This window comes from Marinimicrobium sp. ARAG 43.8, assembly GCF_050113635.1.
Taxonomy (GTDB): domain Bacteria; phylum Pseudomonadota; class Gammaproteobacteria; order Pseudomonadales; family Cellvibrionaceae; genus Marinimicrobium.
Genome location: NZ_JBNJLT010000004.1, coordinates 152819 through 165958, shown reverse-complemented (window position 1 = coordinate 165958; position 13140 = coordinate 152819). Strand labels below are relative to the sequence as shown.

Here is a 13140-nt window from a genome sequence, read left to right as displayed (position 1 = left end):
GAATAGAAACAATGATAGATTTTAAAGATATAAGCGTTGTTGTTCAGGGCCCCGTTCAAACTTTTGAGAATCGGAAGCAAGATTCGGGAATAACCCAGAAATGCCTAGAGTCTGTGCGAGAGCACCTCCCCGGAAGCACTCTCATACTATCTACATGGGGAGATCAAAACCTTAAAGGTCTTGATTTTGATGAATTGGTCATCAATGATGATCCGGGGCCTAACATTCGTTACTTTAAGCTAGATGGAACTCCCCGTTATTTCAACAATAACAGACAAATCGTAACAAGCCGAGGGGGCCTAAGAAGGGTTAAAACTTTATATGCAGTTAAACTACGTAGTGATAACTATCTCACTGGGAATCGGTTCGTAGAACTACAAAAAGAATATAGATTGAGGTCTTCAGAACACAAGTATTTACAAGAGCGAGTTGTTGTCAGTAATATTTTCACAAGAAGATATGCCAAGGGGTATCCTGTTGCCTACCACTTGAGTGATTTCTTCTATTTTGGACTCACCCAAGATATTCTGTCGATATGGGATTTGCCACTTTACGATGATGCCACCGATCCCAAGCAACAGAGCGAGTTCTCAGAAAAGAGCGGTTTTCCCATAGATTGCACACAGATGTTTTGGATATCCGCATTGCAGAAGTTTAACCCATCGATCTCCCTTGGGGGACTCCTGGATACATCAAATGGTGCTCTTGGAGATTCGGATATCTGCTTCGCCAACAACTTTGTAATCGCATCACCGGAACAACTGGGGTTAGGTCTATGTAAGAAGTTCCTAGGAAAAGCCCGAATATCAAGAACCAAAGGCCAGTGTGCTCAGTGGCAGCACATTGAATGGATTAATTCTTACAAAAAACACTGCGCCGCAAATTATTCTAAGCTCTCTCTTCATCCAGATTTGATAAAACTATGGCTGCATCGAGCATGGCACGTTCTACCCACACGCCTAGAAACCCAAATTAAAGTATCAAAGCGAGCCCGGAAATTTCGAGAATCGCATAATGGTTGAATCTTCGGAAGTGCCCCGTATTCCACCCTTAAGCAGAGCTGTATTATCTCTAGCGGTATCCACGGCAGTTTTTCTTTTCGGAAGCCTGACACTGATTGCACCATCAGGATATTCCTGGGGCCCAGCTCTTCTGTTAGCTTTGTCTATAATTGGCTATGCCAAATCCCGTTGCCCTATTGATTTCAGAAAGGATTACATACCAATCGCGGTAGCTTTTGCCTTGTTCTTCTTGCTAGCCCTATGCAATATTTTTATCCACGATCTAGATCTGAGAACGCTTGATCGACCGAGCAGATTTCTTTTTGCCATTTTAGTTTTTCCAATTTTGGTGCAGTATCCGCCACGCCCCAGCTTTCTATGGTCGGGCATGGCCGTAGGAGCGATTCTTGCTGGTCTATGGGCAAGCAAACAGGTCCTTATCGACGGTATAAGCCGGGCACACGGCAATACTCATATAATCCAGTTTGGCAATATTGCTATTCTTCTTGGATTTTTAAACTTGGCAGGCTTCTTCTGGGCAATACGCCAAAGGAAAAATTTTCAGGTGTTGAAAATATTAAGTATCCTAGGGGTAATCGGAGGAATAGCCGCTTCGATACTTTCTGGCAGCCGGGGCGGATGGGTAAGCTTTCCAATAATGACCTTTATCTGCCTTTATTTCCTGGCCCCAAGCTTAACCAAAGCACAAATTCTAGTAGTGATTGCTGCAATTGGCTTAATCATAACCGCATTGCTAGTTATAAAAGGAACTGGGGTGGCTCATCGTTCTCAACAAGCAGTAACTGAAGTGCGGGATTACTTGTCAACAGGACAGGCAAACACATCAACTGGCGCGCGACTAGAGATGTGGAAAGCTGCAATCATATTGGGGAGTAGACGTCCCATTATAGGCTGGGGAGAAAAAGAAGTAGAAGATCAGAAAAAACGGCTTGTTAAAGAAGAAGGGCTAGATCCCTACATTCTTAAGTTTAGTCATGCCCATAATGACTTCCTGGACAATTGGCAAAAACGAGGAGCTTTTGGTCTTATTGTTTTCACATTGTTATACGGTATACCTTTGATCATGTTTATTAGAAAATTTTTGATAATCCGGTCAGAAGAAAAATCTTTAGCACTTGCGGGCATAATTATATGCGCTTCTTATATATGCTTCAGCTTGACCCAAGCATTTTTCGAGCATAACAGTGGTGCAACCGTATACGCTTTCGCAGTTACTATCTTTTGGGCACTTATTACTAAAACTGATCTTCCCCACCAAAAGTAGACACTATTTTAAGTCCACACACACAAAATTAGTCGAAGTGTCCTCAGTATCGTGGGATACTCCATGTTAAAATTGTCAGCTATTTCTTTTTCTGCGCCCTCGGATGCGCCTGATCATACACTTTCGCCAAATGCTGAAAATCCAAATGGGTATACACCTGTGTGGTGGAGATGTTGGCGTGGCCGAGCAGTTCCTGTACCAGACGGAGATCGCTGCTGGATTCGAGCATGTGGCTGGCGAAGGAGTGGCGCAGCATGTGCGGGTGGACGGGTTCGTCCATGCCTTGCTTGAGGCTCAGTTGTTGCAGCCGCAGTTGCACGGCGCGGTGGCTGAGTCGTTTGCCGCGTTGGCTGATAAACAGGGCGGGCTCATCGGCGGGGGCGATGTGTTGGCGCTCTTGCAACCAGGCTTTGAGCGCGGCGCGTGCGGGTTTTCCAACCGGCAGTTGTCGGGTTTTATTGCCTTTACCGGTGACGATCACCGCACCGTCACTCAGATCGAGATCACTGACATTCAGGCCAATGGTTTCCGCCAAACGCAAGCCGGAGGAATAAATCAGTTCCAGCAGGGCATGATCGCGCTTGCCCAGCGGGCTATCATCCTTTACTTCTACAAATTGCCCGGCTTGGTCGACGTCCAAGACTTTGGGCAGTTTTTTTTCAACGCGCGGTGCCTGTAAACCATCGGCGGGGTTGGTTTTGAGCCAACCTCTTCGAATACCAAAGCGGAAGAAGGCGCGAAGGGACGACAGCCAGCGGCGCAGGCTTTTCCCCGTCAGGCCTTTGCGATGCAGGCTGGCGAGACTTTCGCGCACGTGATGGACGGTGATGGTGTTCAGGTCGCTCAGTTCACGGCTTGCGCAGTAGGCGAGAAATTTGTCCAGATCGCGGGCGTAGGCGTCTTCGGTGCGCGGCGAGAGTTGTTTCTCGGTGCGCAGGTAGATGAGGAAAGCGGTTCGCTCGGATTGGAAAGGGTGTGGCATGTGTGGGGTCCGCGCAGCACCAAGGGCATTCAGCCATTAGGTTGATGGTGCTTAGGTTAGCGCGGAAGGTGGTCGGGTAACAAGCGGTTCAGCACTTCGGCGATGTAACCCAGGAACAGGGTGCCCATGCTGGAACGGTAGTAGTGCGGATCGCGGTTGCCGATGGCGAGCAGGCCAAAAGCGTTGCCGTGCACTAATGGCACGGTAGCCACGGAGCCAATCTGGCTGGCGTGATCGCCAAACAGAAAGGACAATTCACCTTCGCCGAGCGTGCCGCACATGGCGCGGTTGTTTTTGAGCAGGGGAGCAATGTGGCGGCGCGCTTCATCCAGGGACACCACGCGGGCCTGACTGCTGGGAACCCGATTGACATGGCCGAACAACAACAAGCTGGTGTAGTGAATATCGAACTCCTGATCAAAGCTGTAGAAGAGGGCATCCACAATGTCCCCCAGGTCTCGCCCTTCGATCAGGGCCAGCACCAGCCGCTTGGTTTGATCAAACAGCTTGTCATTCTCGCGGGCATTATCGAGCAGTTTGCTCAAGCGGTGGCGCATGTCCATGTTGCGATCACGCAATACGGAGACCTGACGCTCCACCAGGGAGACGGCGGAACCACTTTCGTGCGGTAACTCCAAGTCCGCGAGCAACTTGCGGTGGTGCACAAAAAAATCCGCGTGGGTTTTCAGGTACTCAACGACCTGATCATCGCTCAGCGCGGATGGCTTGGTGCTGTCTTCAGAGTTCTGTTCGCTCATTTAGATTTTGACCTGTCCGTGAAATACCGTGGTTGCCGGACCGGTTTTGATCACCGGCTCGCCGGGTCCGGCCCAGCGAATTTTCAGGCTTCCGCCGGGTAAATTAACGGTGACGGATTCATTGAGCAGGTGGCGCAGACGGCCCGCCACCACGGCGGCACAAGCGCCCGTGCCGCAGGCGAGGGTTTCACCGGCACCGCGTTCGTACACGCGTAAATTAATTTCGTCCGGCGAGACCACGTGCATAAAGCCAGCGTTGACCCGACGTGGAAAACGCGGATGACGTTCGATTTTCGGCCCCAGGGTTTCCACCGGTGCGATTTTCACATCATCCACCAGCAGCACCGCGTGCGGGTTGCCCATGGAGACCGCCGAAATGTCGTACTGTTCACCGTCAACCGTCAACGGGTAACTGACCGCCTGCGCATCGGCCTGGAATGGAATGTCGTCGGGCGTTAGATGGGGCACGCCCATGTTCACTTCCACCTGATCATTGTCGTCCACTCGCAGGAGAATGTCACCGCCGGCGGTTTCCACGCGAATCTCACGTTTTCCGGTGAGTTTACGGTCACGCACGAAGCGGGCGAAACACCGCGCACCGTTGCCGCAGTTTTCCACTTCGCCGCCATCGGCGTTAAAAATACGGTAGCGAAAATCGACATCCGGACGGCTGGGAGTTTCCACCAGCAATACCTGATCGCAACCGACACCAAAATGCCGGTCGGCCAGAGCGCGAATTCGGTCGGCGTTGAGGCGGACTTTCTGGGTGATGCCATCGATCACCACAAAGTCATTCCCCAGACCGTGCATTTTACTGAAGCGCAGGCGCATGTGTCCGTCAATTCCCCAATACTGTGTGGGCGTTACTGTGTGAGCGTTAGGGAAGCGTTTGCTCACCCCGCAACTGATCCTCAATGGTCTCCCGGGCGCGGACCAGGTGGATCTGGTCACCATCGACCAGCACTTCCGCCGGTCGGCCCCGGGTATTGTAGTTGGAACTCATGCCAAACCCGTAGGCCCCGGCGGAGAGCATGGCCAACAGATCGCCGGGGGCCAGTGCGAGTTCCCGGTCTTTGCCTAGAAAGTCTCCAGTTTCGCACACCGGGCCCACCAGATCCCAGGTTTTTGGTGCCGCCGAGCCAGCACGGCCAACACTAACAGAAACGATCTCCTGCCAGGCCTGATACAGCGCGGGGCGGATATTGTCGTTCATCGCGCCATCGATAATCGCAAAGTTCTTGTGCTCGGTGGGCTTGAGGTACAGCACACGGGTGAGCAGGGCACCGGCATTGGCGGCAATGGAACGGCCGGGTTCGAACATCAGCGCCAGGTTACGCCCGCACAACTTGCGTTTGATGGCCATCATGTAATCGCTGACCGGTGGCGGCACTTCATCGCGGTAGGTCACCCCCAGGCCGCCGCCCAGATCCAGGTGCTGGATCTCGATGCCCACTTCGGCCAGTTCATCTACCAGGGCCAGCAGCCGGTCCAGCGCGTCCATAAACGGGTCAATTTGCGTGAGCTGGGAGCCGATGTGGCAATCGAGCCCCTGCACGGACAAGCCGGGCAGTTCGCGGGCGCGGCGATACACCTCTGGCGCCCGGGCGATATCAATCCCGAATTTGTTTTCCTTCAGGCCGGTGGAAATATAGGGGTGCGTCTGGGCGTCCACATCCGGGTTCACGCGCAGCGAGATGCGTGCGGTCCGGCCCTGTTTGGTAGCGACGTCGGAGAGCTGTTCCAGCTCGGCCTCGGATTCGACGTTGAAGCAAAAAATACCCACGTCCAGTGCGCGCGCCATTTCCTCGCGGGTTTTGCCCACGCCGGAGAACACCACTCGCGCCGGATCACCGCCCGCGCGCAGCACTCGCTCCAGTTCTCCCCCGGAGACGATATCAAAACCGGCACCCAGGCGGGCCAGCAGGTCGAGCACGGCGAGGTTGGAGTTGGCTTTGACCGCGTAGCACACCATGCCCGGGTGCTCCCCCAGCGCCTCGGCGTAGGCCAGATAATGCCGGGTAAACGCGGCCCGGCTGTAGACGTAGGTGGGAGTACCATACTGTTCGGCCACTCGCGCGAGGGGCACATTTTCCACAAACAGTTCGCCATCACGGCGTTCAAATACGGACATAGTCAGTCTCAAAACAGGCGATTAATTGACCGGAGAGGCTTCCGGTTCCGGGGCCGGTTCGGCCACGGCCGCCTCGGGTGTGGTGTCGGCATCCTCAGGCAGGTACAGGGGGCCTTTCTGGCCACAGCCGGTCAGCAGCAGCGTGGCCGCCAATGCGGCGCTGGCGATGGCAGCACGAAGGGTCATGGCGGCTTCTCCCGGGGTCCGGTCAACGTCAGATAATAATCGGCGGGCAGTATACCGCCGGGGTGTCGGCGGCTCAACAAAACGGACCCCGCTCAGAATATGTCGTCAAGCACGGCGCGGTAACGTTTGGGGGCCTCGATATGCGGCATGTGCCCGACGTCTTCCAGCTCATGCAGGGTCGCCTCGGGAATTTGCCTCGCGACGGTTTTCCCCAGTTGGTCGTATCGCCCGAGTTGATAGTCGACACCGTCTTTCTTCCAGCCACGCCCCGGCCCAGTGGTGTCGCGGGTGCCGATAATCAGGTGTGTGGGTACGCTCAGGCGCTGAAACTCATTCGCGACCGGGCCCGTGAAAATCATGTCGTAGGTGAGTGCGTTGTTCCAGGCGATACGCTCCCAGTCCGGTCCGTTCAACCAGCCTTCGTGGATACGGATCAGCGCTTCGTACTCGGGTTTCCAGTCGCCGTCGTAATAGTTTTTGCGCTGGTAGGCACGCACTTTTTCCAGGGTTTGCTGTTGTTCATTGGCGAAGAAAAAAGCCGGGTCTTTGTACTGCACGTAGCGCAGGTAATCCTCGAGCCCGACGGGGTTCATCAATACCAGCTCGGCCACCTGATCGGGGTATTGCAGCGCGTAGCGCGTGGCCAGCATACCGCCCATGGAATGGCCCATGACGATGACACGCGCAAGCCCCAGCTCATCCACCAGCGCCCGGGTGTTGGCGGCCAGCGCTTCAAAGGAAAACTGGTAATGCGCCGGTTTGCTGGATTTTCCGAACCCGATCTGGTCCGGCATCAGCACGCCATAGCCTTTGTCGTGCAAAACCCGTGCGGTGCCTTCCCAGTAATCCGCTGCGAAGTTCTTCCCGTGCATCAACACGACCGTGGGCTGCCCGTCTTCCGCCGGCAGGTGCATGTACGCCATTTCGAGTGGCTGGCTCTGGCTGTCAAACGCGAAGGTGTGAACGTCAAACGGGTAGGGGTACTGGCTTAATCGGGCATCGTAGGCGGGTGTATCGTCTGCGGCGGTATCCGCCCAGGTCGGCAGGGCAGCGCCCAGCAGAAGGATGAAAAAAGCGATCCGATTAATCATAAGACATTCCCCGGTAAGCACTGGCTGGTACAGCCAATCACCCTATAGAGATCGGGGAAGGCTCGCAATGGTTCCGTGCACCACGGAACCATTGCGAGGGCTCACTATACGTCGCAGATTTGAATGGCCTGACGCAGTGAGGCGATTTTTTCTTCATCGGTGGCGCGGTCGGGCATAAACTCCTGGGCCACGTAGCCATCGAAATCAATCTCGGTAATCGCCTTCATGATCGCCGGGTAGTACAGCTCCTGGCTGTCATCAATTTCATGCCGACCGGGCACACCGGCGGTGTGGTAATGACCAAAATACTGATGGCTGTCCCGGATGGTGCGAATGATATCGCCTTCCATGATTTGCATGTGGTAGATGTCATACAGCAGTTTGAAGTTCGGGGAGCCGAGGCGCTTGCACAGCTCAATGCCCCAGGCGGAGCTATCGCACAGGTAGTCCGGGTGATTCACTTTGCTGTTGAACAGTTCCATCTGCAGCACCACGCCGCGTTTTTCCGCCTGCCCGATGACTTGTTTCAAACCCTTGACCGCCGCTTTCAGTCCATCCTCCGGGTCCAGGCCCCGGGCGTTACCACTGAAACAGATCAGGTTGGTGTAGCCCGCTTCACTGACCAGATCAATGTGCTTGCGGTAGCTCTCGATCAGGCCGCTGTGATGCTCGGCGTTACCCCAGCCTTCCTCGAGGCTGGGTTCGGCACCGTTACACATGGATGAATCAATACCGTGTTCTTTCAGAATGTGCCACTCGTTTGGGCCGACCAGATCAATCGCGGAAAATCCGATGCGCTTAACCAATCCGCAGAGCTCTTCCACAGACAGGAAATCGTAGGTCCAACGGGCGACCGAGTGCCGGATGTTACCTTTGAGTTCAAGCTCGGAGCCGCGTCGATCCGCCGCTGTTTTGAGGCTTCCTACGGTACCTGAACTGGCAAGCGCGCCAAGGCTGGTTAAGCCGAGCGCGCTGGCCACCGCTCCGCGCAGCAGGGCGCGACGATTGACTGTACTGCTCATAGTGGTTTCCTGTTATGGTTCATGTTGGTCTACAGATTTTGCACGTTTGGCTACGCCTTGTGTAGCGCACTATTCAGCCGCTGCTCCAACTGCGCTTTCAGCCGCAGGTAATCGCTCAGTTGCAAGCCGGTCTGGGGGGCCAGCCAATCCCGGCACTGGCTGATGTCCAGATCGGTGATATAACACGGATAGCGCACACCGGAAGGACGGCTGGCGAGGATATCCTGCACCACGGCGACAAACAATGCCTCGCTGTCTAGCCGATTGCTTGGATAATCCAGCTCGGAGAATTCCCGCCCGTTGCAAAACACCGTATACCGCAGCTCGCCCGACGCTTCCGCCTCCGCAATCACTTGCACATCCGTCATATTCAGCCCGTCCAGCTCACCACCGCCGGTACGCTCTTCCAGATAGCCCTGCCCCTGTTCGACCCGGCCCAGCATTTCAAAAAAGCGAATGCCCGTGTCTCTAACGGCGAAGCGACCCTCTTCAGCCGCCAGCCTCGCCTGGGCGGCACGCAGGAAATGCGCCAGCGGCCGAAGCAAGGTGGCATGACTGTAAAAGGGCATCACCACCGTCAGCAATGAGCCTCGCTCATCCCACAGGCTGACCTCAGCCTGCGCCGCGAGCACTCGGTAAAATACATAAACCCCAGGTTCGCGGGCCGCCTGCGCCATCAGTCTAAGTGGTCGGTTTTTCAACGCGTGCCGATCCACTACCAGCGGGCTGTACCCGGGTTGCCGCTGCCCCAGCCTTTCCAGTAACGAGGCGTAGTCTTCGCAACGGGTCACACTGGGTTGCTGCTGCACCCAGTGAACCAACAAATACCCCTGGGACGCCTCCACCAGGTACCGGCGTTGCGACGACCGTGGTTCGGCGCAAAAGCCGATTTGCAAATCCCGCCAAAGCTGATCGAGATACTGTGTCAACACGTTCCCCTGGCGCGCAAACGAGACAAAACTCACCTCAACGGCGGGCGGGCGATCACCCGGAGGTAATCCGCGCAGCAGGTACTGCAACCCTTCCTGGAGCAGATCACCCTCCAGGCGCCGGCAAATCACTTCGCCCCAGCTATTGCACTGCACGATATCCAGCGAATGCATGGTCAGCGCCTGCGCGCCTGCCTGATAGTCCGCCGACGAGCGGACGTCGCCCGGCGCCGCCATTCCCGCATCCATATCAATAAGCCACAGCATGCGCTCCACTCTGGCCGGCTGCTGGAACGCCTTGTGGGGCACGGCCGACGTCGGCAGCCACTGCTGCAACCGGTAGACGAGCTGCTGGCATTGCGGGGCGCTCCACTGGAGTGGTCCGTTGCGAACTTCAAAAGCCGTGGCCTGCGTCAACACGCCATTGCTCTGACTCCACACCAGCAGCTCCAGTAAATGGCGTGAACGCTTGAACGCGGGCGGCTCAATCCGGCCTTGCCGGGCACGGTACAGCACCCACACCGGCTCCGTTAACGCGGACGCCTCTCCTTCTGATTCTTTGACGAACTGTACTTCGCTTTCCGCCATATCCCGGGAGATGCCGGGGTTGAGCCGCTCGACTTTTCCAGCTTTGCGCTCGAAAGCCGCGTGCAGTTTGCGCCCTAAAAGAGTGAGCTCATCGTTCCGGATATGCGCTTCAGCCTTTCCCTGACCCAGTGAGTGAATCAACCGGTAGCTGGTGCTGAGTTCCGCCACCAATTGCTGGCGCTCCTGCATCACCTGCGGTGCTTTCCAGCGGCGGCGCTCATCCAGTTGGCGCAAGGTTTCCCGGTCCCACCCCCACTCGGAGACCAACTGCTCCAGAATGCGACGCTGCGAGTCCGCTTCGCCGGAGCGGGCCGTCCGGGTCAATGGCTTGTCGCATTTGAAATAGAGACAGCGCCGGGCCAGATCCAGTCGGTCGGACGCGTCGATAGCCGTGAGGTAAGTTTCCAGCGCGCGATAGACCATGACGTAAGGGTCCAGCGCATCGGGTCGAGGGGTAGAGGCGTAGACGGCCGATTTGAAATCCAGCGCCAACGGGCGGCGTGCCCGACCGCGACAGTACGCCTCCATCAGCATCAGCTTCAGGACGGACTTGTAGGGCGAATCAATCCCTTTGTAGAGCTGCCAGATACCCGCACCGACAAATTCCTCTTCGGGAATACCGGGCAAGCCTCCAAAATCGATGACGGTATCGGGGTTAATAAAGCGTCGGGACAACAAGGTATGGGCGTATTCGCTATAGCGGGTCTCACATCCAGCAGGCACCAACCACCACAGTGGCAGGCGCCCGGCGAGCCAGACCGCCGTCCGGTAGAACTCATCCAGCAACAGGTAGCGCTGGGCCGATCCGCTGCCTTCTTCACTGAGCTGGCCCAATTGGCCGCTGCGGAAATACCCGGGCTCCATCAGGAAAAAATGGATGTCCAACCGTGTGTTTTCCATGGCCCAGGCGGTGAGCCGTTCGCACTTCAGGCGCAATTGCTCACGCCCGGCCGCCGACAAATCACCACGATGGCACACCCACACATCCAGGTCGCTACGGTCACTCTGCGCCACCGTACCCACGCTGCCCATGACAAACAGCGCTTCGACAGCGGGCTGGGAGCGGCGCACCTCGGCGCGATAGCGAAAACTCAGTGCGAGAGTGCGGGCGAGGCGGATATCCGCCGGGTCGGGCTCGTACCGGCTCAGACCCGAAGGGGCCTCCCGGCTGACATAGCCGGGCAGGACCGGGTGATTAACGTGGAACAGCAATGGCAGCAAGCTTACGACATCGCTCTGTCGATCTGTCAAACCGGCCAGCATGCGCCGATGACGCTCGCGGTTGAGGCCGAGAAAGCGCTCTTGCACACGGGTCAACTGTTGCCGATCCAGGCCCGACTCAATGTCGTCCAGCGCAATTGATCCCGTCGACATCGGTTTACTTAAGATCGTTGAGGGTCGCTGAAACGCGGTTCAGCACCTGAACCAGCGTGTCGTACAGCAACGCGGGTTTGATGGGTTTGCTGATGTAATCATTCATGCCTTCGGCCAGGCATCGCTCCCGGTCGCCGCGCATCGCCTGAGCCGTTAACGCCACGATGGGAATGTCAGGACGCTGGCTGCCGGCCCGAATGATCCGGGTGGCTTCGTAGCCATCCACTTCCGGCATTTCCAGGTCCATTAAAATCAGATCGTAAGCGTCCACATCCAGATAAAAACGCTCCAGCGCCTGCCGGCCATCGCTCGCCAACGTTACTTCTACGCCCCGTTTGGCGAGGATACCTCGGGCCACTTGCTGGTTAACCCGGTTGTCCTCGGCGAGCAGTACCCGCAGCCCTTTGAGCGGATGGCTGTCTTCCACCAAAGGGGATTCCAGGCGGGCCGCCAGTTCGCCGCTAAACAACTGGGTCAGCGCATCAAACAGGCGCGACTCGCTCACCGGCTTGTTGAGGAAGCCATCTACCAGCTCCGCGTTGATATCGTCGTGGAAGATTTCATCCCGATGGTAGGAGGAAATCAGCAGCACCTGGGGTGCCTGCTGCAACCGGCAATGGGTTTTAAGCTGCGCGGTGGTTTCCAGGCCGTTCATACCCGGCATCTGATAATCCATCAGCACCAGATCGTAGGGTTTTCCCGCCCGATCCGCCGCCCGCAACAGCTCCAACGCCCCGCGCCCCGAGTCGGCGCAGTCCGCGCGCAGATGCATGCTTTGCAGGGTGCGGCCAATAATATCCCGGGCCAGGCTGTTGTCGTCGACGATCAGCGCACGCAGGTTCTCGAAGCGGTGGGGGTGTTCTTTAAGGGTTTTCGCGCCAATCTGGCTGTGCTCAAAACAGGCGGTAAAACGGATCTTGCAGCCTTCGCCCGGCTGACTCTCGATGTCGAGGCGGCCTCTCATGAGCCGAATCAGGTGATAGCAAATCGTGAAGCCGGTGTTGCTTAACACACCGGCACGTCCATCGCCGGGCGCGATCGGCAGGTTTTTCCCCTCGGCCAGCGCGTCGAAGCTGGCCTGCAGGTGCTCAATCTGCTGCGCCGACATGCCCACGCCAAAATCGGTAATGCAAAACCGCAGCGCCACCTCCTCAGTCGTTTCCCGCTCGCGGGCGACGCTCACCAGTACCTGACGGCTGGAGGAGTATTGCAGCGCATTGTTGACCAGATGGCTCAGCACCTGGCCCAGCCGCGCGGTGTCGCCGCGCAAAAAGCGCGGCACGTCGGGGTGCAGGTCGTAGGTAATATCCACATGCCGGTGTACGGCACTGACTTCAAACAGGCGGGCGAGCTTTTCAAACACCTGTTCCAGATCGAAATGGGCGTTTTCCAGCACGATCCTTCCGGTTTCAATTTTGGAGAAATCGAGCACCTGATTGATGATGTGCAGCAGGGAGTCAGCCGCCGCATTCATGCTGTTGAGGTAGCTGAGCTGCTGTTTATCCAGCTCCGTATCGCCCAGCAAATGCCCCAGGCCAATAATGGCATTCATGGGGGTGCGAATCTCGTGGCTCATGCGCGCCAGAAACTCACTTTTGGTGCGATTGGCAAGATCGGCTTCAGTCTTGGCGGCGATCAGAGCGTCGCGAACGCTCAGGAAGGCACCATCGCCAGTGGTCGGAGGCCGCTCCGCTTGCGCTTTAAGGTCGGCCAGCTCCCGCTCCAACTGCCGGATGCGCTGATGCAGGGAAGGATCGTCTGTCGCCATTGCCAGAGCACCACGGCCGTTTAGG

Annotated in this window: 11 protein-coding genes; 2 read left to right on the top strand and 9 right to left on the bottom strand. The window is 56.6% G+C overall.

The genetic code is table 11. The features are described 5' to 3' along the window. Nucleotides 1-11: 11 nt before the first annotated feature. Both ACQCLF_RS09820 and ACQCLF_RS09815 read left to right on the top strand, forming a co-directional pair. Nucleotides 12-1022: a WavE lipopolysaccharide synthesis family protein gene (locus ACQCLF_RS09820; RefSeq protein ID WP_426986742.1), complete on the top strand. Its 1011-nt coding sequence runs from the start codon at nt 12-14 to the stop codon at nt 1020-1022. Next, entirely contained in the window at nt 1015-2286 is a 1272-nt protein-coding gene (locus ACQCLF_RS09815; RefSeq protein ID WP_426986740.1) for an O-antigen ligase family protein, read from the top strand. Before ACQCLF_RS09820 ends, ACQCLF_RS09815 begins: the two co-directional genes overlap by 8 nt. 79 nt (nt 2287-2365) lie before the next feature. On the opposite strand, the gene xerC is transcribed toward ACQCLF_RS09815, so the two are convergent. From xerC to ACQCLF_RS09770, 9 genes are all read right to left on the bottom strand, one after another. Then, nucleotides 2366-3268 carry a tyrosine recombinase XerC gene (gene xerC, locus ACQCLF_RS09810; RefSeq protein WP_426986738.1) on the bottom strand — a complete coding sequence of 301 codons (903 nt, stop codon included), beginning with the start codon at nt 3266-3268 and terminating at the stop codon, nt 2366-2368. A gap of 56 nt (nt 3269-3324) precedes the next feature. After that, the gene (locus ACQCLF_RS09805; protein ID WP_426986736.1) at nt 3325-4026 is read right to left on the bottom strand and encodes a DUF484 family protein; all 702 of its coding nucleotides are present in this window, start codon (nt 4024-4026) and stop codon (nt 3325-3327) included. Continuing rightward, nucleotides 4027-4857, bottom strand: a complete 831-nt coding sequence (dapF, locus tag ACQCLF_RS09800; RefSeq protein ID WP_426987073.1) for a diaminopimelate epimerase — start codon at nt 4855-4857, stop codon at nt 4027-4029. It lies immediately after the preceding gene. 46 nt (nt 4858-4903) lie between these two features. Further along, nucleotides 4904-6157 (bottom strand): diaminopimelate decarboxylase, encoded by a 1254-nt coding sequence (lysA, locus tag ACQCLF_RS09795; protein ID WP_426986734.1) that lies wholly within the window; start codon nt 6155-6157, stop codon nt 4904-4906. A gap of 21 nt (nt 6158-6178) precedes the next feature. Continuing rightward, nucleotides 6179-6343, bottom strand: a complete 165-nt coding sequence (lptM, locus tag ACQCLF_RS09790) for an LPS translocon maturation chaperone LptM (protein WP_426986732.1) — start codon at nt 6341-6343, stop codon at nt 6179-6181. 92 nt (nt 6344-6435) lie between these two features. Then, entirely contained in the window at nt 6436-7434 is a 999-nt protein-coding gene (locus ACQCLF_RS09785; RefSeq protein ID WP_426986730.1) for an alpha/beta fold hydrolase, read from the bottom strand. 104 nt (nt 7435-7538) lie between these two features. Continuing rightward, a complete protein-coding gene (locus ACQCLF_RS09780; RefSeq protein ID WP_426986728.1) occupies nt 7539-8456 on the bottom strand; it encodes a hydroxypyruvate isomerase family protein in 918 nt (305 codons plus the stop codon). Between the two features lie 50 nt (nt 8457-8506). Further along, nucleotides 8507-11347 (bottom strand): class I adenylate cyclase, encoded by a 2841-nt coding sequence (locus ACQCLF_RS09775; RefSeq protein WP_426986726.1) that lies wholly within the window; start codon nt 11345-11347, stop codon nt 8507-8509. 4 nt (nt 11348-11351) lie between these two features. Continuing rightward, a complete protein-coding gene (locus ACQCLF_RS09770) occupies nt 11352-13115 on the bottom strand; it encodes a response regulator (protein ID WP_426986724.1) in 1764 nt (587 codons plus the stop codon). Nucleotides 13116-13140 lie beyond the last annotated feature (25 nt).

Coding starts and splice junctions, on each gene's coding strand:
- ACQCLF_RS09820 (WP_426986742.1), top strand. CDS start 12: ATGATAGATTTTAAAGATATAAGCGTTGTTGTTCAGGGCCCCGTTCAA.
- ACQCLF_RS09815 (WP_426986740.1), top strand. CDS start 1,015: ATGGTTGAATCTTCGGAAGTGCCCCGTATTCCACCCTTAAGCAGAGCT.
- xerC (WP_426986738.1), bottom strand. CDS start 3,268: ATGCCACACCCTTTCCAATCCGAGCGAACCGCTTTCCTCATCTACCTG.
- ACQCLF_RS09805 (WP_426986736.1), bottom strand. CDS start 4,026: ATGAGCGAACAGAACTCTGAAGACAGCACCAAGCCATCCGCGCTGAGC.
- dapF (WP_426987073.1), bottom strand. CDS start 4,857: ATGCGCCTGCGCTTCAGTAAAATGCACGGTCTGGGGAATGACTTTGTG.
- lysA (WP_426986734.1), bottom strand. CDS start 6,157: ATGTCCGTATTTGAACGCCGTGATGGCGAACTGTTTGTGGAAAATGTG.
- lptM (WP_426986732.1), bottom strand. CDS start 6,343: ATGACCCTTCGTGCTGCCATCGCCAGCGCCGCATTGGCGGCCACGCTG.
- ACQCLF_RS09785 (WP_426986730.1), bottom strand. CDS start 7,434: ATGATTAATCGGATCGCTTTTTTCATCCTTCTGCTGGGCGCTGCCCTG.
- ACQCLF_RS09780 (WP_426986728.1), bottom strand. CDS start 8,456: ATGAGCAGTACAGTCAATCGTCGCGCCCTGCTGCGCGGAGCGGTGGCC.
- ACQCLF_RS09775 (WP_426986726.1), bottom strand. CDS start 11,347: ATGTCGACGGGATCAATTGCGCTGGACGACATTGAGTCGGGCCTGGAT.
- ACQCLF_RS09770 (WP_426986724.1), bottom strand. CDS start 13,115: ATGGCGACAGACGATCCTTCCCTGCATCAGCGCATCCGGCAGTTGGAG.